This window comes from Kitasatospora brasiliensis, from assembly GCF_032654805.1.
In the GTDB taxonomy this organism is placed as follows: Bacteria; Actinomycetota; Actinomycetes; order Streptomycetales; family Streptomycetaceae; genus Kitasatospora; species Kitasatospora brasiliensis.
This window is the reverse complement of sequence record NZ_JAUOOW010000001.1, coordinates 1,036,896-1,056,701: the sequence shown is the minus strand read 5'-3', so window position 1 is coordinate 1,056,701 and position 19,806 is coordinate 1,036,896. Positions and strand designations below refer to the sequence as shown.

At 72.4% G+C, this 19,806-nt stretch carries 17 protein-coding genes; all 17 read left to right on the top strand.

Translation table 11 applies throughout. The features are described 5' to 3' along the window. The first annotated feature begins 15 nt into the window (after positions 1-15). The 17 genes from QWJ13_RS04810 to QWJ13_RS04735 all read left to right on the top strand — a co-directional run bounded on the left by QWJ13_RS04810 (position 16) and on the right by QWJ13_RS04735 (position 19,803). On the top strand, positions 16-1,539 hold the full coding sequence (locus QWJ13_RS04810) for an anthranilate synthase component I (protein WP_316520698.1): 1,524 nt from the start codon (positions 16-18) through the stop codon (positions 1,537-1,539). 21 nt (positions 1,540-1,560) lie between these two features. Continuing rightward, positions 1,561-2,061 (top strand): Uma2 family endonuclease, encoded by a 501-nt coding sequence (locus tag QWJ13_RS04805; protein ID WP_316520697.1) that lies wholly within the window; start codon positions 1,561-1,563, stop codon positions 2,059-2,061. Continuing rightward, positions 2,058-2,645: a TIGR02234 family membrane protein gene (locus tag QWJ13_RS04800; RefSeq protein ID WP_316520695.1), complete on the top strand. Its 588-nt coding sequence runs from the start codon at positions 2,058-2,060 to the stop codon at positions 2,643-2,645. The genes QWJ13_RS04805 and QWJ13_RS04800 overlap by 4 nt, the downstream gene beginning before the upstream one ends. A gap of 175 nt (positions 2,646-2,820) precedes the next feature. Beyond that, positions 2,821-3,087 (top strand): HGxxPAAW family protein, encoded by a 267-nt coding sequence (locus QWJ13_RS04795; protein WP_316520694.1) that lies wholly within the window; start codon positions 2,821-2,823, stop codon positions 3,085-3,087. A gap of 103 nt (positions 3,088-3,190) precedes the next feature. Then, positions 3,191-3,631 (top strand): DUF2752 domain-containing protein, encoded by a 441-nt coding sequence (locus QWJ13_RS04790; RefSeq protein WP_316520692.1) that lies wholly within the window; start codon positions 3,191-3,193, stop codon positions 3,629-3,631. Positions 3,632-3,839: 208 nt separating this feature from the next. After that, entirely contained in the window at positions 3,840-4,646 is an 807-nt protein-coding gene (gene trpC / locus QWJ13_RS04785) for an indole-3-glycerol phosphate synthase TrpC (protein ID WP_316520691.1), read from the top strand. A gap of 8 nt (positions 4,647-4,654) precedes the next feature. Further along, the gene (gene trpM / locus QWJ13_RS34315; protein WP_350543990.1) at positions 4,655-4,804 is read left to right on the top strand and encodes a tryptophan biosynthesis modulator TrpM; all 150 of its coding nucleotides are present in this window, start codon (positions 4,655-4,657) and stop codon (positions 4,802-4,804) included. Positions 4,805-4,876: 72 nt separating this feature from the next. Continuing rightward, positions 4,877-6,136, top strand: coding sequence for a tryptophan synthase subunit beta (gene trpB, locus QWJ13_RS04780; protein WP_316520690.1), 1,260 nt, complete (start codon positions 4,877-4,879; stop codon positions 6,134-6,136). A gap of 2 nt (positions 6,137-6,138) precedes the next feature. Further along, complete coding sequence (trpA, locus tag QWJ13_RS04775) at positions 6,139-6,963, top strand: tryptophan synthase subunit alpha (protein WP_316520688.1); 825 nt, start codon at positions 6,139-6,141, stop codon at positions 6,961-6,963. A 249-nt stretch (positions 6,964-7,212) separates the two neighbouring features. Continuing rightward, entirely contained in the window at positions 7,213-7,728 is a 516-nt protein-coding gene (locus QWJ13_RS04770; RefSeq protein ID WP_316520686.1) for a MauE/DoxX family redox-associated membrane protein, read from the top strand. A gap of 86 nt (positions 7,729-7,814) precedes the next feature. Continuing rightward, complete coding sequence (locus tag QWJ13_RS04765; protein ID WP_316520685.1) at positions 7,815-8,681, top strand: DsbA family protein; 867 nt, start codon at positions 7,815-7,817, stop codon at positions 8,679-8,681. Between the two features lie 120 nt (positions 8,682-8,801). Next, positions 8,802-9,779 (top strand): prolipoprotein diacylglyceryl transferase, encoded by a 978-nt coding sequence (gene lgt, locus QWJ13_RS04760; protein WP_316520683.1) that lies wholly within the window; start codon positions 8,802-8,804, stop codon positions 9,777-9,779. 147 nt (positions 9,780-9,926) lie between these two features. After that, positions 9,927-10,664 (top strand): VIT1/CCC1 transporter family protein, encoded by a 738-nt coding sequence (locus tag QWJ13_RS04755; RefSeq protein WP_316520682.1) that lies wholly within the window; start codon positions 9,927-9,929, stop codon positions 10,662-10,664. 401 nt (positions 10,665-11,065) lie between these two features. Further along, positions 11,066-15,667 (top strand): glutamate synthase large subunit, encoded by a 4,602-nt coding sequence (gene gltB, locus QWJ13_RS04750; RefSeq protein ID WP_316520680.1) that lies wholly within the window; start codon positions 11,066-11,068, stop codon positions 15,665-15,667. Next, positions 15,660-17,120: a glutamate synthase subunit beta gene (locus QWJ13_RS04745; protein WP_316520679.1), complete on the top strand. Its 1,461-nt coding sequence runs from the start codon at positions 15,660-15,662 to the stop codon at positions 17,118-17,120. Before gltB ends, QWJ13_RS04745 begins: the two co-directional genes overlap by 8 nt. Positions 17,121-17,429: 309 nt before the next feature. After that, entirely contained in the window at positions 17,430-18,296 is an 867-nt protein-coding gene (locus QWJ13_RS04740) for a Sco1979 family transcriptional regulator (protein ID WP_316520677.1), read from the top strand. A 49-nt stretch (positions 18,297-18,345) separates the two neighbouring features. Beyond that, on the top strand, positions 18,346-19,803 hold the full coding sequence (locus tag QWJ13_RS04735; RefSeq protein ID WP_316521667.1) for an aldehyde dehydrogenase family protein: 1,458 nt from the start codon (positions 18,346-18,348) through the stop codon (positions 19,801-19,803). Positions 19,804-19,806 lie beyond the last annotated feature (3 nt).

The following is a 19,806-nucleotide window of genomic DNA, read 5'->3' as shown; positions in this document are numbered from 1 at the left end:
AAGGTGCCGCCCGTCATGGATCTCGAAGCCTTCCGCAAGCTCGCCGTCGACACCCGGGTCATCCCGGTCACCCGCAGGCTCCTCGCGGACGGCCTCACCCCGATCGGCCTCTACCGCAGCCTCGCCGAGGAGCGGCCCGGCACCTTCCTGCTGGAGTCCGCCGAGCAGGGCCGCAGCTGGTCGCGCTACTCCTTCGTCGGGGTGCGCAGTGCCGCCGCGCTCACCGTCGGGCCGGACGGCGGGGCCCGCTGGCTCGGCACCCCGCCGGTCGGCATCCCCACCGAGGGCGACCCGCTGGAGGTGCTGCGCGCCGCCCTCCAGGCGCTGCACACCCCGCGCCGGGAGGACGACGGGCTGCCGCCGCTCACCGGCGGCCTGGTCGGCTACCTCGGCTATGACATCGTCCGTCGGCTGGAGAAGCTGCCCGACCTCAACCCGGACGACCTGGGCCTGCCCGAGCTGACCCTGCTGCTCGCCACCGACCTCGCGGTGCTCGACCACGTCGACGGCACGGTGCTGCTGATCGCCAACGCCGTCAACCACAACGACCTGGCCAGCGGTGTGGACGAGGCCTGGGCGGACGCGGTGGCCCGGCTGGACGCGATGGAGGCCGAGCTGGCGAAGCCGGTCGATCCGGGCCTGGCCACCTTCACTCCGGCCGGCCCCGGCGAGGTGCACTCGCCGTTCGGTGGCGAGCCCTACCGCGCCGCCGTGGAGGTGGTCAAGGAGCGGATCCGGGCGGGCGAGGCCTTCCAGGTGGTGCCCTCGCAGCGCTTCGAGGCGCCCTGCCCGGCCTCCGCGCTGGACGTCTATCGGGTTCTGCGCACCACGAACCCCAGCCCGTACATGTACCTGTTCCGCTTCCCCGGGCCGGACGGCGGCGCCGAGGGGGCCTTCGACGTGGTCGGCTCCAGCCCGGAGGCGCTGGTCAAGGTCACCGACGGCGAGGCGATGCTGCACCCGATCGCGGGCACCCGGCACCGCGGCGCCACCCCGCACGAGGACGCGGAGCTGGCCGCCGAGCTGCTCGGCGACCCCAAGGAGCGGGCCGAGCACCTGATGCTGGTGGACCTCGGCCGCAACGACCTCGGCCGGGTGTGCGAGCCGGGCAGCGTCGAGGTGGTCGACTTCATGCAGATCGAGCGCTACAGCCATGTGATGCACATCGTGTCGACGGTGACCGGCAAGGTCGCCCCGGGCCGGACCGCCTTCGACGTGCTGACGGCCTGCTTCCCGGCGGGCACCCTCTCCGGCGCGCCCAAGCCGCGGGCGATGCGGATCATCGAGGAGCTGGAGCCGACCCGCCGCGGCCTGTACGGCGGCTGCGTCGGCTACCTGGACTTCGCCGGGGACTCGGACACGGCGATCGCGATCCGCACCGCGGTGCTGCGCGGGGGCACCGCGTACGTGCAGGCCGGCGCGGGCGTGGTCGCCGACTCCGACCCGCACGGCGAGGACACCGAGTGCCGCAACAAGGCGGCCGCCGTGCTGCGGGCCGTCGCCACCGCCAATACGCTGCGGAGGCCGGAACTGTCCTGAGGTGCGAGGGAGGCCGCCGGGATGCCCGAGGTGCCGTACGACGAGCTGCGCTGGGAGGTCGTGCTCGGCGCCGCCGGACAGCTCGGCGAGCAGCCGGCCGGCCACGGTCGGGTGCTGTCCGGGGTGGCGCTCGACTTCCCGGAGGCGCCCGACGGCCTCGCCCCCGACCTGACCGTGCTCGCCCGGGACGCCGTCCGGGGCGAGCGGGGCCGGTTCGGCGCGGCCGGGGTCGAGGCGGTGCTGGAGCTGGCCCGGCCCGGCCTGGGGCGGGCGGCCAGGGCGTACGCGCACGGCGGGGTGCCGGTGTACGTGGTGATCGATCCGATGGCGGCGGTCTGCACCGTGCACACCGCGCCGTCGCCCGAGGGGGTGTACCGGGAGGCCGAGCGGGTCCCGTTCGGCAACGACCTCTTCCTTCCGCTCGGCGGCCGGACGGTGGTGCTGCGCACGGACGAGTTCCCCGTCGCATCGGCCACCCCGGGTACGGGCCCGGGCGTCGGCCGGGGGATAGTGGACGGGTGACCGCTGAGCAGACCTCCGCCCCCGCCACCTCCAGCCGCCGCACCCTCGGCGTGATGCTGCTGCTGACGGTGCTCAGCGCCGTGTTGGTGCTGACCGCGGCCGGGCGGCCCTGGGCCGAGGGGCGGGTCGGCACCCTGGACGTGTCCGTCACCGGCGGCAAGATCTCCGAACTGCCCGGTGGGCTGGCCCTGGTGGGCCTCGCCGCCGCGGTCGCGGTGTTCGCGGTGCGCGGCGTCGGCCGGCTGGCGGTCGGCGCGCTGACCCTGCTGGCCGGGCTCGGCGCGGCCGTCGCCGCGGCCGCGGGGGCGGGCGACACCGCCGCGCTGGACACCGAGGCCGCCCGCAAGCTGGCGCTGTCCGGTTCGACGGCCACCGAGGTCTCGCACACCGGCTGGCCCTGGGTCGCGCTGGTCGGCGGGGTGCTGCTGGCCCTGGCCGGGCTGCTCACCCTGCGCTACGGCCGGGGCTGGCCGGCCATGGGCAGCCGCTACGAGGCGCCGACCCGCAAGGCCCCGGCGAAGTCCGACACCCCGGGCGACCTGTGGAAGGCGCTGGACCGCGGCGAGGACCCCACGGCCGTCTGAACGGCCCCGCAGGGTCCCGAACCGTCACGAAGCGGTTCCGAACGGCACATGTGACGCGATAGACCCGCCACCCCCTTTGGGCCGCCGCTGTGTGGCCCGGCACAATGGAACCCGTCAACCCGCCGGCGGCCCCGCAGGCCCGGCCGGGCCCCGAGAGCCAAGGAGCAGCATCACGATGGCAGCAGCAGCACACGGCCACACCACCGCCGCCTGGACCGGCGTCGTCATCTCCTTCGTCGGTTTCGCCGCGGCGGGTGTCGCGATGATCCTGCCGTCGGTGCTGTTCGTCTGGGTCAGCCTGGCGGTCATCCTGCTCGGCGGCGTGGTCGGCAAGGCCATGTCGATGGCCGGCATGGGCAAGCAGCCCAGCACGAACGTCTACAAGTCGGTCGAGGAGCAGCTCGCGGCCCGCGAGGCCCGCGTCGCCGTCGCCGCCGCCTGACGACGGGGCTCTTCGCACCACACGTTTGTCGTACATCGGAACGGCGGGCGCGCCACGCCCGCCGTTTCGTCGTGTCCGGGCCCGGCCCGGGCAGAATCGGGGCGTGAACGCCGTCCCCACCGCCTCCGCCCCGCCGCCCGTGCTGCGCCGGCTGAGCCCGCCGCTGACCGCGCTGGCGGCGGTGGCCGTCCCCACCGCGTACGTCGCCGTGGTGGACCCGAACGTCCCCGGGCACTACCCCGACTGCCCGTTCCTGACCGCCACCGGCTGGTGGTGCCCCGGCTGTGGGGGGCTGCGCTGCGTCCACGCGCTGACCCGCGGGGACCTCACCGGGGCGCTGCACGACAACGCCGTCGTCGTGCTGCTGACCGGGGTGCTGATGGTGCTCTGGCTGCGCTGGAGCTGGGCCGCGCTGACCGGCGGACCGCCGCCGAGGATCACCGTCGGGGGCCGGCGCTGGGCGCTGATCGCGTTGCTGGTGCTGGTGTTCTGGGTGGTGCGCAACTCGCCGATCGGAGCGGGGCTGGCACCGCCGCTGGTCTGAGCCCCGCCGCCGGGCGCCACGGCGGCCGAAGGGCTGCCGGAGCCGGTGAATCCGCAGCTGGGGGCCGTCGGGGCGGGCGTCCGGTCCGCGAGACGGGGGCGGAACCGATGCGCCCCGCGTCGCCGGGTGCCGATACCATCGAAGTGCCGGTGGGCTGCTGCCCGCCGACTCGCGCCGACCGACTGGCAGAAAAGATGGGGGCTCCTGAGTGAGTGTGCTCGACTCGATCATCGAAGGGGTCCGCGAGGACCTCGCCGAGCGGCAGGCCCGGGTCTCCCTGGACGAGCTCAAGGAGCTCGCCGCCAAGGCACCGGAGGCCAAGGACGGCGTCGCCGCCCTCAAGGGCGACGGGGTCCGGGTGATCTGCGAGGTGAAGCGCTCCAGCCCGTCCAAGGGCGCCCTGGCCTCGATCGCCGATCCGGCCGCCCTGGCGGTCGACTACGCGGCCGGCGGTGCCGCCGCGATCAGCGTGCTGACCGAGCAGCGCCGCTTCGGCGGGTCGCTGGCCGACCTGGACGCCGTCCGCGCAGCGGTGGACACCCCGCTGCTGCGCAAGGACTTCATCGTCACCGCCTACCAGCTGTGGGAGGCCCGCGCGCACGGCGCCGACCTCGCGCTGCTGATCGTCGCGGCCCTCGACCAGCCGGCCCTGGTGTCGCTGATCGAGCGCGCCGAGTCGATCGGCCTCACCCCGCTGGTCGAGGCGCACGACGAGGAGGAGATCAAGCGCGCGGTGGACGCCGGCGCCCGGATCATCGGCGTCAACGCCCGCAACCTCAAGACGCTCGAAGTGGACCGCAACACCTTCGAGAACGTCGCCCACACGATCCCGGACGGCATCGTGAAGATCGCCGAGTCCGGTGTGCGCGGCCCGCTGGACGTGATCAACTACGCCAACCTCGGCGCCGACGCGGTGCTGGTCGGCGAGACCCTGGTGACCGGCAAGGACCCGCGTGCCGCGGTCGCCGACCTGGTCGCGGCCGGGGCCCACCCCGCCGTCCGGCACAAGGACTGACGCCGCCGATGAAGATCGCCACCCGACTCGCCCCCGGTTGCCGCCCGCGCGGCTGCCGCGCTCCCGCACGCCGGGTGCTGGGGCGTCGGGTGCGCTACGTCATCGGCTGCGAGCCCGGACAGGTGCCGGGGCGGCGATGGCGCGCGACGTCCGGCTGAACCGGCCGAATCCGGCCGGGACCAGCTGATCAGACGTCGTTGTCGTCCATCTTCGTCAAGGGAAACCACACCATGTCCGAAAAGGACTACCTGCCCGGCGCCCAGGTGCCGGACGCGCGCGGCTACTTCGGGGCCTACGGCGGCCGCTTCATCCCGGAGGCGCTGGTCGCCGCGGTCGAGCAGGTCGCCGAGGAGTACGAGAAGGCCAAGGCCGACCCGGCCTTCGCCGCCGAGCTCGACGCGCTGCTCAAGGACTACACCGGGCGCCCGAGCCCGCTGACCGATGTGCACCGCTTCTCCGCCGAGGCGGGCGGCGCGCGCGTCCTGCTCAAGCGCGAGGACCTCAACCACACCGGGTCGCACAAGATCAACAACGTGCTGGGCCAGGCGCTGCTCACCAGGCGGATGGGCAAGACCCGGATCATCGCCGAGACCGGCGCCGGCCAGCACGGCGTGGCCACCGCCACCGCCTGCGCGCTGTTCGGCTTCGACTGCACCATCTACATGGGCGAGGTCGACACCGAGCGCCAGGCGCTCAACGTCGCCCGGATGCGGATGCTCGGCGCCGAGGTGGTGGCCGTCAAGTCCGGCAGCCGGACGCTGAAGGACGCCATCAACGAGGCGTTCCGGGACTGGGTCGCCAACGTCGACTCCACCCACTACCTGTTCGGCACCGTCGCCGGGCCGCACCCGTTCCCGATGATGGTCCGCGACTTCCACCGGGTCATCGGCGTCGAGGCGCGCCGGCAGGTGCTGGACCGGACCGGGCGGCTGCCCGACGCGGTCGTGGCCTGCGTGGGCGGCGGCTCCAACGCGATGGGGATCTTCCACGAGTTCATCCCGGACGCGGGTGTGCGGCTGATCGGCTGCGAGGCGGCCGGCGAGGGCGCCGACACCCCGAGGCACGCGGCCACCCTCACCAAGGGCGACCCGGGCGTGCTGCACGGCTCCCGGACGTACGTCCTCCAGGACGAGGACGGGCAGACCATCGAGTCGCACTCGATCTCGGCCGGGCTGGACTACCCGGGCGTCGGGCCGGAGCACGCCTGGCTGAAGGACACCGGGCGGGCGGAGTACCGGCCGGTCACCGACGACGCCGCGATGCAGGCCCTGCGCCTGCTGTCCCGCACCGAGGGCATCATCCCGGCCATCGAGAGCGCCCACGCGCTCGCCGGGGCGCTGGAGCTGGGCCGCGAGCTCGGGCCGGAGGCGACCATCCTGGTCTCGCTGTCCGGGCGCGGGGACAAGGACATGCACACCGCGGCCGAGTACTTCGGGCTGTACGACGAGAAGACCGGCTCGGGCGACAGCTCCGCCGAGGGGGGTAAGTGATCATGGCTGACAAGCTGAGTGCCGGCAAGCTGAGCGGCATCCTCGCGGCGGCCAAGGCCGAGGACCGGGCCGCGCTGATCGGGTACCTCCCGGCCGGTTTCCCGACCGTGGACGGCGGCATCCGGGCGGTCAACGCGCTGATCGAGGGCGGCTGCGACGTGGTCGAGGTCGGCCTGCCGCACTCCGACCCGGTGCTCGACGGGGCGGTCATCCAGACCGCGGACGACATCGCGCTGCGCGGCGGGGTGCGGATCAAGGACGTGCTGCGGACCGTCCAGGAGGTCGCCACCGCGCACCCCGAGGCCGCCGTGCTGGTGATGACCTACTGGAACCCGGTCGACCGCTACGGGGTGGCCCGCTTCGCCGCCGACCTGGCGGCCGCCGGCGGGGCCGGCTGCATCCTGCCGGACCTCCCGGTGGAGGAGTCCGAGGAGTGGCGCAAGGCGGCGGACGAGCACGGGCTGGACACCGTGTTCGTGGTCGCCCCCAGCAGCAAGGACGCCCGGCTTGCCGAGGTCACCGCGGCGGGCAGCGGCTTCGTGTACGCGGCCGCGGTGATGGGCGTGACCGGGACGCGCTCGGCCGTCGGGTCGATGGCCGAGGACCTGGTCGCGCGGACCCGGGCCACGACGGACCTGCCGGTCTGCGTCGGTCTCGGGGTCTCGGACGCGGTGCAGGCGGCGGAGGTCGCCCGGTTCGCGGACGGGGTGATCGTGGGATCGGCGTTCGTGAAGCGGATCCTCGCCGCGGGCGACGACGAGGCCGCGGCGCTGGACGCCGTCCGGGCCCTGGCCGGGGAGCTGGCCTCGGGCGTCCGACGGCACTGACGCGGTGAGCCCGGCGGCCCCTCGCTCCTTCGGGAGCGGGGGGCCGCCGGCGTTTCCGGGAGGCGGGGCCGGGAGGTCTCCCGAACTGTTCGAGGCGCGGTGGTCGGCGGGGCGTCGCCGACGTACGGGTGTTCGGGATATTCGGACGAAACGTCACTCATCTGGCTTCATTCCTGAATCCGGAGGAACCACCCTTCCTCCCTCGCGGTTCCTCAGGGAGTGAACGAGTTTCCCGAGGGGGGTTCCCTGATGGCCGCGCAGTCCGGTGACTCCGCGCCTGCGCCCGTGCCCGCGGCGAGGCGGCCGGCGCACGCCTGGACCGAGTGGCTCGGCACCGCCGCCCGGCTCGGCCTCGCGGTGGTCTGGGGGTGGGCCGGGCTGGCCAAGGTCGCCGATCCGGCGGAGGCCGCCCAGGCCGTCCGGGCGTACGAGATCCTGCCCGAGGGCCTGGTCAAGCCGATCGGCTACGGTCTGCCGTTCCTGGAGCTGGCGCTCGCCCTGCTGCTGCTGATCGGCCTCGGCGTCCGGCTGGTGGCGGGCCTCTCCGCGCTGCTGCTGCTGGTCTTCATCGCCGGGATCTCCTCCGCCTGGGCGCGCGGCATCTCGATCGACTGCGGCTGCTTCGGCGGCGGCGGGCACGTCGACGAGTCCCAGACGACGTACCTCCAGGAGATCCTGCGCGACACCGGATTCCTGCTACTGGCCGGGTGGCTGATCTGGCGGCCTCGAACCCGGCTGTCGGCGGACGGCCGGCTGGCGAACTGACCCCCACGCCCCCGGCACCCCATCCCCCCGGCACCCCCCACATCCCTGCTCCCGACGAAGGCCCCCCGACCGTGGATGTCAAGGCAATGAGCGAGAAGAACCGAGAAGGCAAGCGCACCGCCCGCGAGCGGATGCTGGAACAGCGGGCGGCCGATGAGGTCTCCTCCCGGCGCAAGAAGAAGCTGATCGTGGGCGGTTCCGTGCTCGCGGTGATCGCCGCCGCGGTGATCGCCGGCGTCGTGGTGCAGAACCAGCGCTCCAAGCCGGAGACCCCGGTCGCCGCCCCGGCCGGGACGATCGGCGACAAGAACCTCGTCATCCCGGTCGGCGCTGGCAACGCGCCCTCCGTGCTCACCATCTACGAGGACCCGCGCTGCCCCGCCTGCGGCGCCTTCGAGCGCGAGTTCGCCGCGACCATCGACCAGCTGGAAGACGCCGGAAAGATCTACACCAACCACCACATCGTGTCGTTCATCGACCGGGCGGTGACGGGCCGGGGCTCCAGGACCGGCGCCAACGCGCTGGGCTGCGCCCAGGACGCCGGGCACTTCCGGGACTTCCACGACGTGCTGTACCGCAACCAGCCGGACGAGACCAACGACGCCTTCGGCGACAAGGCCGTGCTGCTGAACCTGGCCAAGCAGGTCAACGGCCTGGACACCCCCGAGTTCCAGGCCTGCGTCAAGGACAACAAGTTCGGCGGGTGGGTCTCCGCGGTGCAGCAGGACTTCGACAAGTCCAGCTTCAAGTCCACCCCGACGGTGCTGCTCAACGGCGAGCCGATCTACCCCAAGAACGGCAGCGGCGAGGAGATCACTCCGGCGAACCTGGCGACGTGGGTGGACGCCGCGAACCAGGGCAAGCAGCTCGGCACGGCGGGCTCGCACGGGCAGACCCCGGCGCCGACCAGTGCCGCTTCGGAGGCGAACAACCCCTCGCCCGCGGCCGGCTGAGCCCTTCACACCGCGCCGCCCCCTCCCCGTCCGGAGGGGGCGGCGCCGTCCCGTTGTTCGGTTTCTGTGACCCCGGGGGTGTCGGACGGGGCCGTCGGACCCTGTAGCGTCGGAACTGCCATGGATATCGCCTACATTCCCAGCCCGTCGCGGGGCGTCCTGCACCTCGGACCGATTCCGCTGCGCGCCTACGCCTTCTGCATCATCCTCGGTGTCGTCGTCGCCGTCTGGCTCGGTAGCAAGCGCTGGGTCGCCCGGGGCGGTGCCAAGCACACCGTCGGCGACATCGCCGTGTGGGCCGTGCCGTTCGGCCTGGTCGGCGGACGCCTCTACCACGTGATCACCGACGGTGGCCGACTGTACTTCGCCGAGGGGAAGAACCCCTGGGACGCCTTCAAGATCTGGGAGGGCGGCCTCGGCATCTGGGGCGCGGTCGCGCTGGGTGCGGTCGGCGCCTGGATCGGCGCCCGCCGCCGGGGCGTCCCCCTGCCCGCCTATGCCGACGCCATCGCGCCGGGCATCGCGCTCGCCCAGGCGATGGGCCGTTGGGGCAACTACTTCAACCAGGAGCTGTACGGCCGGTCCACCACCCTGCCGTGGGGCCTGGAGATCGACAAGACGCTGTCCAACGGCGAGGTCGTCAAGGGCGTCTACCACCCGACCTTCCTGTACGAGTCGCTCTGGTGCGTCGGCGTCGCGCTGCTGGTCATCTGGGCGGACCGCCGGTTCAAGCTGGGCCACGGCCGGGCGTTCGCGCTGTACGTGGCCGCCTACACGGTCGGCCGGTTCTGGATCGAGGCGCTGCGGATCGACGACGCGCACGTCTACCTCGGCCTGCGGCTGAACGACTGGGTGTCCATCGCGGTGTTCCTCGGCGCGGTGGCGTACTTCGTGATCGTCGGGAGGAAGCGGCCCGGCCGGGAGGACCCGGCGAGCATCGACCCGGCGGCGCACGAGGCGGTCGAGGAGGCCAGGAACGACGCCAAGAACGACGTCATGAGCGGCAAGAAGGACGTCAAGGGCGGGAAGGCGGCCACCGGGACCGCTGCCGAGACGGACGCCAAGGCGACTGGCGAGGACGCCAGGAACCCGATCTGACCAGGGGCTTTCCCCCGGCTGGGGCCATCCTTCGCGAGGCTGCGAAGGGTGGCCCCCGTGGTGTTCGGACAGCCTTACTTTGCTGGAAATGCCCAGGTCAGCGGGCTACCGTCAGGGCGGACGAACCGAAGCAGGAGGGGAACGACGATGAGCGCGATCACTGTGGGAGCCGACGCCGGACACCAGCCCCGGATACCCGCGGCCGACCACCATCGGGATGTCAATGGGGGCTGGCTGCGCCCGGCCGTGTTCGGCGCGGTGGACGGGCTGGTGTCCAACTTCGCCCTGATGACCGGCGTGGTCGGCGGCGCCGCGTCCAGCGGGACGGTGATCCTGACCGGGCTGGCGGGCCTGGCGGCCGGCGCCTGCTCGATGGCGGCGGGGGAGTACACCTCGGTGGCCTCCCAGAGGGAGCTGGTGCAGGCCGAGATCGAGGCCGAGCGGCTGGAGCTGAGCCGCAACCCGCACGGCGAGCTGGCCGAGCTGGCCCAGCTGTACGTCTCGCGCGGGGTGGACCCGGAGCTGGCCCACGAGGTGGCCCGGCAGCTGTCCGCCGACCCGGAGCTTGCCCTGGAGGTGCACGCTCGCGAGGAGCTGGGCATCGACCCGACCGACCTGCCCTCGCCGCTGGTCGCGGCCGGCTCGTCGTTCCTGTGCTTCGCGCTCGGCGCGCTGCTGCCGCTGCTGCCGTACCTGCTGGGGGCGACCTCGTTGCTGCCCGCACTGGTACTGGCGGGGGCCGGGCTGTTCTTCTGCGGCGCGGTGGTGGCCCGGGTGACGGCGCGCAGCTGGTGGTTCAGCGGGGTGCGCCAGCTGGTGCTGGGCGGGGCGGCGGCCGGGGTGACGTACCTGCTCGGCTGGCTGATCGGCGGGCATGTGGGGTGACCCGTCGGCGTGCATGACTATGCTGTCGAGTGCGTGACGTTTCACACATGAAGGTCGGCGAACGCCTGGCCTAGTCTCACCATCCGGGCCGCCGCGCCGCGGATTCGCATCCGCGGGCGGGCTCCCGGAATGGATTCGCAGGCGGCCATGATCGGCCTCGGTGCGGCCCCGGTTCGGCCCCTGTTTCAGGCCGCGGCCGGTTGGGCACAATCGTCGGGACGCGCACTGCGGCGCGTCCTCTCTCCCACTCCCTGACCTGCGTGTCGTCCCGCCATCCGGACGGGATATTCCGCTTCCCGGGATCGTGGGCATCATGTAACTTGCACGCACGCTTCATCGCATCAGGGCCAACGTCGTCCCTACTTGCACCAACTTGCCGAAAGACGACGACGGGAGAGCCGATGCTGTCTGCATCCACGCACTCCGCCAACGAGCCCGAGGCCGGCGCCACCCGCCGACCGTACGCGCTCGTGCCGGATGCGCGACCTGCTGCTCAGGGCCTGTACGACCCGCGGAACGAGCACGATGCCTGTGGCGTCGGTTTCGTCGCCACACTGACCGGTGTCGCCGACCACACCATCGTCGAGCAGGCGCTGAACGTCCTGCGCAACCTGGAGCACCGCGGCGCCACCGGCGCCGAGCCGGACTCCGGCGACGGCGCGGGCATCCTCACCCAGATCCCGGACGCCTTCCTGCGCGGAAAGGTCTCCTTCGAGCTCCCGGCGGCCGGGTCCTACGCCGTCGGCATCGCCTTCCTGCCGCAGGCGGAGGAGGCCGGGGCCGAGGCCGTCCGGCGGATCGAGGCGATCGCCGCCGAGGAGGGGCTGACCGTCCTCGGCTGGCGCGACGTCCCGGTCACCCCGGACCTGCTCGGTGCCACCGCGCGCGGCGTGATGCCGCGGTTCCGGCAGCTCTTCCTGAGCAAGCAGGGCAAGGCCGGCATCGAGCTGGACCGGATCGCCTTCGTGGTCCGCAAGCGGGCCGAGCGCGAGGCCGGGGTGTACTTCCCGTCGCTGTCCGCGCGCACCATCGTCTACAAGGGCATGCTGACCACCGGCCAGCTGGAGCCCTTCTTCCCCGACCTGTCGGACCGCGGCTACGCCTCCGCCATCGGCCTGGTGCACTCCCGGTTCTCCACCAACACCTTCCCGAGCTGGCCGCTCGCCCACCCGTACCGCTTCGTCGCCCACAACGGCGAGATCAACACGGTCAAGGGCAATCGCAACTGGATGCGGGCCCGGGAGTCCCAGCTCGCCACCGACCTCATCCACGGCGACCTGTCGCGGATCTTCCCGATCTGCACCCCGGAGCACTCCGACTCCGCGTCCTTCGACGAGGTCCTGGAGCTGCTCCACCTCGGCGGCCGCTCGCTGCCGCACTCGGTGCTGATGATGATCCCGGAGGCGTGGGAGAACCACGCCACCATGAGCCCGGCCCGCCGCGCCTTCTACCAGTACCACTCCAACCTGATGGAGCCCTGGGACGGCCCGGCCTGCGTCACCTTCACCGACGGCACCCAGATCGGCGCCGTGCTCGACCGCAACGGCCTGCGCCCGGCCCGGTACTGGATCACCGAGGACGGCCTGGTCGTCCTCTCCTCCGAGGTCGGCGTGCTCGACATCGACCAGGAGAAGGTCGCGAAGAAGGGCCGGCTCCAGCCCGGCCGGATGTTCCTGGTGGACACCGCCCAGGGCCGGATCGTCGAGGACGAGGAGATCAAGTCCGCCCTCGCCGCCGAGCACCCGTACGAGGAGTGGGTGGCCGGCGGGCAGATCCAGCTCGCCAAGCTGCCCGAGCGCGAGCACATCGCGCACACCCACGCCTCCGTCACCCGCCGCCAGCAGACCTTCGGGTACACCGAGGAGGAGCTGCGGGTCATCCTCGCCCCGATGGCGCGCACCGGGGCCGAGGCCCTCGGCTCGATGGGCACCGACTCGCCGATCGCCGCGCTGAGCGAGAAGCCCCGGCTGCTGTTCGACTACTTCGTGCAGCTCTTCGCGCAGGTCACCAACCCGCCGCTGGACGCCATCCGTGAGGAGCTCGTCACCTCGCTGCTGTCCAACCTCGGCCCGGAGGGCAACCTGCTGGCCGCCGAGGCCGCCTCCTGCCGCTCGGTCGGCATCACCTTCCCGGTGATCGACAACGACGAGCTGGCCAAGCTCGTCCACATCAACGCCGACGGCGACCAGCCCGGCCTCAAGGCCGTCACCCTGTCCGGCCTCTACAAGGTCGCCAGCGGCGGCGAGGGCCTGGCCTCCCGGCTCGCCGAGATCGCCGCCGAGGCGGACGCCGCGATCGCCGACGGCGCCCGGATCATCGTGCTCTCCGACCGGCACTCGGACGCCGAGCACGCCCCGATCCCCTCGCTGCTGCTCACCTCGGCCATCCACCACCACCTGATCCGCACCAAGCAGCGCACCCGGGTGTCGCTGCTGGTCGAGGCCGGCGACGTCCGCGAGGTGCACCACGTCGCGCTGCTGATCGGCTACGGCGCCGGGGCGGTCAACCCGTACCTGGCGATGGAGTCGGTCGAGGACCTGGTCGCCCAGGGTGTCTTCATCCAGGGCGTCGAGCCCGAGAAGGCCATCAAGAACCTGATCAAGGCGCTCGGCAAGGGCGTGCTCAAGGTCATGTCCAAGATGGGCATCTCGACCGTCGCCTCGTACCGCGGCGCCCAGGTCTTCGAGGCCATCGGCCTCTCCCAGGACCTGGTCGACGGCTACTTCGCCGGCACCACCACCAAGCTCGGCGGCATCGGCCTGGACGAGATCGCCCGCGAGACGGCCGCCCGGCACGCCAAGGCCTACCCGGCCTCCGGCATCGCGGCCGCGCACCGCGCGCTGGAGATCGGCGGCGAGTACCAGTGGCGCCGCGAGGGTGAGCCGCACCTGTTCGACCCGGACACCGTCTTCCGGCTCCAGCACGCCACCCGCAACCGCCGGTACGACATCTTCAAGCAGTACACCGACCGGGTGAACGAGCAGTCCGAGCGCCTGATGACGCTGCGCGGCCTGTTCCAGCTGGAGGGCCTCGACCGGGAGCCGATCCCGGTCGAGGAGGTCGAGCCGGTCTCCGAGATCGTCAAGCGCTTCTCCACCGGCGCCATGTCGTACGGCTCGATCTCGCGCGAGGCGCACGAGACGCTCGCGATCGCGATGAACCGCCTCGGCGGCAAGTCCAACACCGGCGAGGGCGGCGAGGACCCGGACCGGCTGTACGACCCGGAGCGCCGCTCGGCGATCAAGCAGGTCGCCTCCGGCCGGTTCGGCGTCACCTCCGAGTACCTGGTCAACGCGGACGACATCCAGATCAAGATGGCCCAGGGCGCCAAGCCCGGCGAGGGCGGCCAGCTGCCCGGCCACAAGGTCTACCCGTGGGTCGCCCGGACCCGGCACTCCACCCCGGGTGTCGGCCTGATCTCGCCGCCGCCGCACCACGACATCTACTCGATCGAGGACCTGGCGCAGCTGATCCACGACCTCAAGAACGCCAACCCGGCGGCCCGCATCCACGTGAAGCTGGTCTCCGAGGTCGGCGTCGGCACGGTCGCGGCCGGCGTGTCCAAGGCGCACGCGGACGTCGTCCTGGTCTCCGGGCACGACGGCGGCACCGGTGCCTCGCCGCTCACCTCGCTCAAGCACGCCGGCGGCCCCTGGGAGCTCGGCCTCGCCGAGACCCAGCAGACGCTGCTGCTCAACGGGCTGCGCGACCGCATCGTGGTGCAGACCGACGGCCAGCTGAAGACCGGCCGCGACGTGGTGATCGCCGCGCTGCTCGGCGCCGAGGAGTTCGGCTTCGCGACCGCCCCGCTGGTCGTCTCCGGCTGCATCATGATGCGCGTCTGCCACCTGGACACCTGCCCGGTCGGCGTCGCCACCCAGAACCCGGTGCTGCGCGAGCGCTTCTCCGGCAAGCCCGAATTCGTGGTCAACTTCTTCGAGTTCATCGCCGAGGAAGTCCGGGAGATCCTGGCCTCGCTGGGCTTCCGCTCGATCGAGGAGGCCGTCGGGCGCGCCGAGCACATCGACGCCCGCGCCGCGATCGACCACTGGAAGGCCGCCGGGCTCGACCTCGCCCCGCTGTTCCACGTGCCGGCCCTGCCCGAGGGGGCGGCCCGCCACCGCACCACCGCCCAGGACCACGCGCTGGACAAGGCCCTGGACAACCAGCTGATCGAGCTCGCCGAGGACGCGCTGGAGCGCGGCGAGAGCGTCCGCATCCAGCTGCCGATCCGCAACGTCAACCGCACCGTCGGCACCATGCTCGGCCACGAGGTGACCAAGCGGTACCGCGGCGAGGGCCTGCCGGAGGGGACCATCGACGTCACCTTCACCGGCTCCGCCGGGCAGTCCTTCGGCGCGTTCCTGCCGCGCGGCGTGACGCTGCGGCTGGAGGGCGACGCCAACGACTACGTCGGCAAGGGCCTCTCCGGCGGCGTGGTCATCGTCCGCCCGGCCCGCGAGGCGGCGGCCATCGGCAACGACGCCCAGAACCACGTCATCGCCGGCAACACCATCGGCTACGGCGCCACCTCCGGCCGCGTCCACCTGCGCGGCAAGGCCGGCGAGCGCTTCGCCGTCCGCAACTCCGGCGCCACCCTGGTGGTCGAGGGCGTCGGCGACCACGGCCTGGAGTACATGACCGGCGGCCGGGTCGTCGTCCTCGGCGAGACCGGACGCAACCTCGCGGCCGGCATGTCCGGCGGCATCGCGTACGTCCTGGACCTGCGCCCCGCCAACGTCAACGACGGGATGGTGGGCATCGAGGCCCCCGCCGCCGCCGACCGCGACTGGCTGCGCGAGACCGTGCAGCAGCACTACGAGGAGACCGGCTCCACCGTCGCCGCCGAACTCCTGGCGGACTGGGGCAGCGGCGTCTCCCGCTTCTCCAAGATCATGCCGACCGACTACAAGGCCGTGCTCGCCGCCAAGGACGCCGCCGAGCGCGACGGCCTCTCCGAGGCCGAGACCACTCGCAAGATGATGGAGGCGGCCAATGGCTGACCCCAAGGGCTTCCTGACCACGCCCAAGCAGCTGGCCGAGCGGCGTCCGGTGGACGTCCGCATCCGGGACTGGAACGAGGTCTACGTCGAGCGCAGCCTGCTGCCGATCATCACCGAGCAGGCCGGCCGCTGCATGGACTGCGGCATCCCGTTCTGCCACAACGGCTGCCCGCTCGGGAACCTCATCCCCGAGTGGAACGACCTCGCCTACCGGGACGACTTCACCGGCGCGATCGAGCGGCTGCACGCCACCAACAACTTCCCGGAGTTCACCGGGCGGCTGTGCCCGGCTCCGTGCGAGTCGGCGTGCGTCCTGGGCATCAACCAGGACGCGGTGACCATCAAGAACGTCGAGGTCACCATCATCGACAAGGCCTGGGACCGCGGCGGGGTCACCCCGCAGGTGCCCGAGCGGCTCTCCGGCAAGACCGTCGCCGTGGTCGGCTCCGGCCCGGCCGGCCTCGCCGCCGCCCAGCAGCTCACCCGGGCCGGGCACACCGTGGTGGTGTACGAGCGCGCCGACCGGATCGGCGGGCTGCTGCGCTACGGCATCCCCGAGTTCAAGATGGAGAAGCGCCACATCAACCGCCGCATCGAGCAGATGCGGGCGGAGGGCACCCGGTTCCGCACCGGCGTCCACGTCGGCGAGGACATCACCGGGCAGCAGCTGCGCGAGCGCTTCGACGCCGTCGTCGTCGCGGCCGGCGCCACCACCGCCCGCGACCTGCCGGTGCCCGGGCGCGAGCTCAAGGGCGTGTACCAGGCCATGGAGTACCTGCCGCTGGCCAACAAGGTGCAGGAGGGCGACTTCGTCGAGTCGCCGATCAGCGCCAAGGGCAAGCACGTGGTCGTGATCGGCGGCGGCGACACCGGCGCGGACTGCGTCGGCACCGCCCACCGGCAGGGGGCGGCCTCCGTCACCCAGCTGGAGATCATGCCGAGGCCCGGCGAGGACCGGCCCGGTCACCAGCCGTGGCCGACCATGCCGATGACGTACAAGGTCACCTCCGCGCACGAGGAGGGCGGTGAGCGGATCTACTCCGTCAGCACCACCCACTTCAGCGGCGATGAGGACGGCAACGTCCGGGAACTGCACCTGGTCGAGGTGGAGTTCAAGGACGGCCGGTTCGAGCAGGTTCCGGGCACCGGGCGGGCCATCCCGGCGGAGCTGGTCACCCTCGCCATGGGCTTCACCGGAACGGAGGTGAAGAACGGGCTGGTCGAGCAGCTGGGAGCGGACCTCGACGCGCGCGGTAACATTGCCCGCGACGGCCGGTTCGCCACCAATGTCGATGGCGTGTACGTCTGCGGAGACGCCGGCCGAGGCCAGTCGCTGATCGTCTGGGCCATCGCGGAGGGCCGTTCGGCCGCCGCCGCGGTGGACGCGTACCTGGGCGGCAGGACCCCGCTTCCCGCCCCGATCCGGCCCACGGACCGCCCCCTGGTGGTCTGACGGACGGACGGTCCGACCGGCCCCCCACCGAACGCCCGGCGCCGCATCGCCGGGAGCTCAACCCGCTGCCCCCGCCAGTGTCGCCGGGCCAACGCGGTCTCCTGGCGCCTGCCCTCTTCCCCGACCAGTTGGAGGGCGGGCGCCGTCGCGTCTTCCCGAGGCCTCCGGTCCGCGTCAACTCGTGGACGAACGGCCGGAGTTGCCCGCCGCCCCGGTCGGTTCCCGGGCAGTGGGCTGTTGTTCGTCGGTGCCAGGTGGCAGACTGCCGCCGACGGCCGGGGGGCTGGGCGATCGCGGAGGATGACGTCGATGGGCACGACTCAGGCAGGCGGGGGCGCCACCGTACGGCGCCTGCAACTCGGCACCCAGTTGCGCAAGCTCCGCGAGGCCAGAGGCGTCAGCCGGGAGGAGGCCGGGTACTCGATCCGGGCCTCCGAATCCAAGATCAGCCGGATGGAACTCGGCCGGGTCGGCTTCAAGGAGCGCGACGTGGCCGACCTGCTCACCCTGTACGGGGTCGAGGCCGAACAGGAGCGTGCCACCCTCCTCGGGCTGCTCCGCGACGCCAACACCAACTCCTGGTGGCACGAGTACGGCGACGTCCTGCCCGGCTGGTTCCAGAACTACCTGGGGCTGGAGGAGGCCGCGGCCGAGATCCGCAGCTACGAGGTCCAGTTCGTCCACGGGCTGCTCCAGACCGCCGACTACGCCCGCGCCGTGGTCACCGCCGGCGGCCACAGTGCCGGCCCGGAGGAGATCGAGCGCCGGGTGGAGGTCCGGCTCAGGCGGCAGGCGCTGCTCACCGGCGAGCGCGCGCCGCGGCTGGTCGCCGTACTGGACGAGGCCGCGCTGCGCCGGCCCTGGGGCGGGCCCGAGCAGATGCGCGGCCAGCTGGACCGGCTGCTGGAGCTCAGCGAACTGCCCAACGTCCGGCTGGAGGTGCTGCCGCTGGGCAACGCCGGGCTGAGCGCGGAGAGCGGCGCCTTCACCGTCCTGCGGTTCGCCGAGGCCGAGTTGGCGGACGTGGTGTACCTGGAGCAGTTCACCACCGCGCTCTACCTCGACAAGCCCGCGGAGGTGGCCGAGTACCGGCAGGCGATGGACGACCTGGTCGCCGACAGTCTGAGTCCGGAACGGACCCGCGAGTTGTTGCATACGGTACGCCAGGAGTTGTAACTCATCAGTACGATGATCTCCCATCAGGTCGGTGCATGAGAGGGATCAGATGTCGTACTTCTCCGAGTTGGCGCGGCAGTACATCGACGGCGAGTGGCGCAGCGGCAGCGGCTCCTGGGACATCGTCGACGTCGACCCCTACACCGGTGACAAGCTCGCCGCCATCACCGTCGCCACCGTCGCCGAGGTCGACCTGGCCTACCGCGCCGCCGAGCGCGCCCAGAAGGGGTGGGCCGCCACCAACCCGTACCAGCGGCGGCAGGTCTTCGAGCGCGTGCTGCGGCTGGTGGAGGAGCGCGAGCCGGAGATCGTCGAGGCGATCATGGCCGAGCTCGGCGGCACCGCGCTGAAGGCGGGCTTCGAGCTCTCGCTGGTCAGGGACGTGCTGCGGGACTGCCTGCACCAGTCGGTGGCCCCCGAGGGCCGGCTGCTGACCTCGCCCGCGCACGGCCGGGAGAACCGCCTCTACCGGCTGCCGGTCGGCGTGGTCGGCGTGATCAGCCCGTTCAACTTCCCGCTGTTCCTGGCGCTCAAGGCCGTCGCCCCGGCGCTCGCGCTCGGCAACGGCGTCGTCCTCAAGCCGCACCAGGAGACCCCGGTGGTCGGCGGCGGCCTGATCGCCAAGCTCTTCGAGGACGCGGGCCTGCCGCCCGGCCTGCTGAACGTGGTGATCACCGACATCGCCGAGATCGGCGACAGCTTCATCGAGCACCCGGTGCCCAAGGTGATCTCCTTCACCGGCTCCGACAAGGTCGGCCGGCACGTCGCCTCCGTCGCCGCCGGGCACTTCAAGCGGACCGTCCTGGAACTCGGCGGCAACAGCGCGCTGATCGTGCTGGACGACGCCGACGTGGACCACGCCGTGGACGCCGCGGTGTTCAGCCGCTTCGTCCACCAGGGGCAGGTCTGCATGGCGGCCAACCGGGTGCTGGTGGACCGCGGCATCGAGGCCGAGTTCACCGAGAAGTTCGTCGCCAAGGTGGCCTCGCTGACCGTCGGCGACCCCAGGGACCCGGCCACCCACCTCGGCCCGCTGATCAACCCCGTCCAGGCCGACGCCCTCAGCGCCCAGGTCGACCAGGCGATCGCGGCCGGCGCCACCGCGCTGCTGCGCGGCAGCCGGGTCGGCAGCCTGATGGGCCCGGTGGTGCTCACCGGCCTCGCGCCGGACGCGCCGATCCTGCGCAACGAACTCTTCGGCCCGGTGGTGCTGTTGGTGCCCTTCGACGGCGAGGACGAGGCCGTGCGGATCGCCAACGACACCCCGTTCGGCCTCAGTGGCGCGGTGCACACCGCGAACGTCGACCGCGGCGTGAAGGTCGCCCAGCGGATCGAGACCGGCATGATCCACGTCAACGGCGGCACCATCGCCGACGAGCCGGGCGTTCCCTTCGGCGGCGAGAAGAACTCCGGCGTCGGCCGCCTCAACGGCGAAGCCACGGTGGACGCCTTCACCACCGTGAAGTGGATCTCCATCCAGCACGAGCGCGCCGTCTTCCCCTTCTGACCG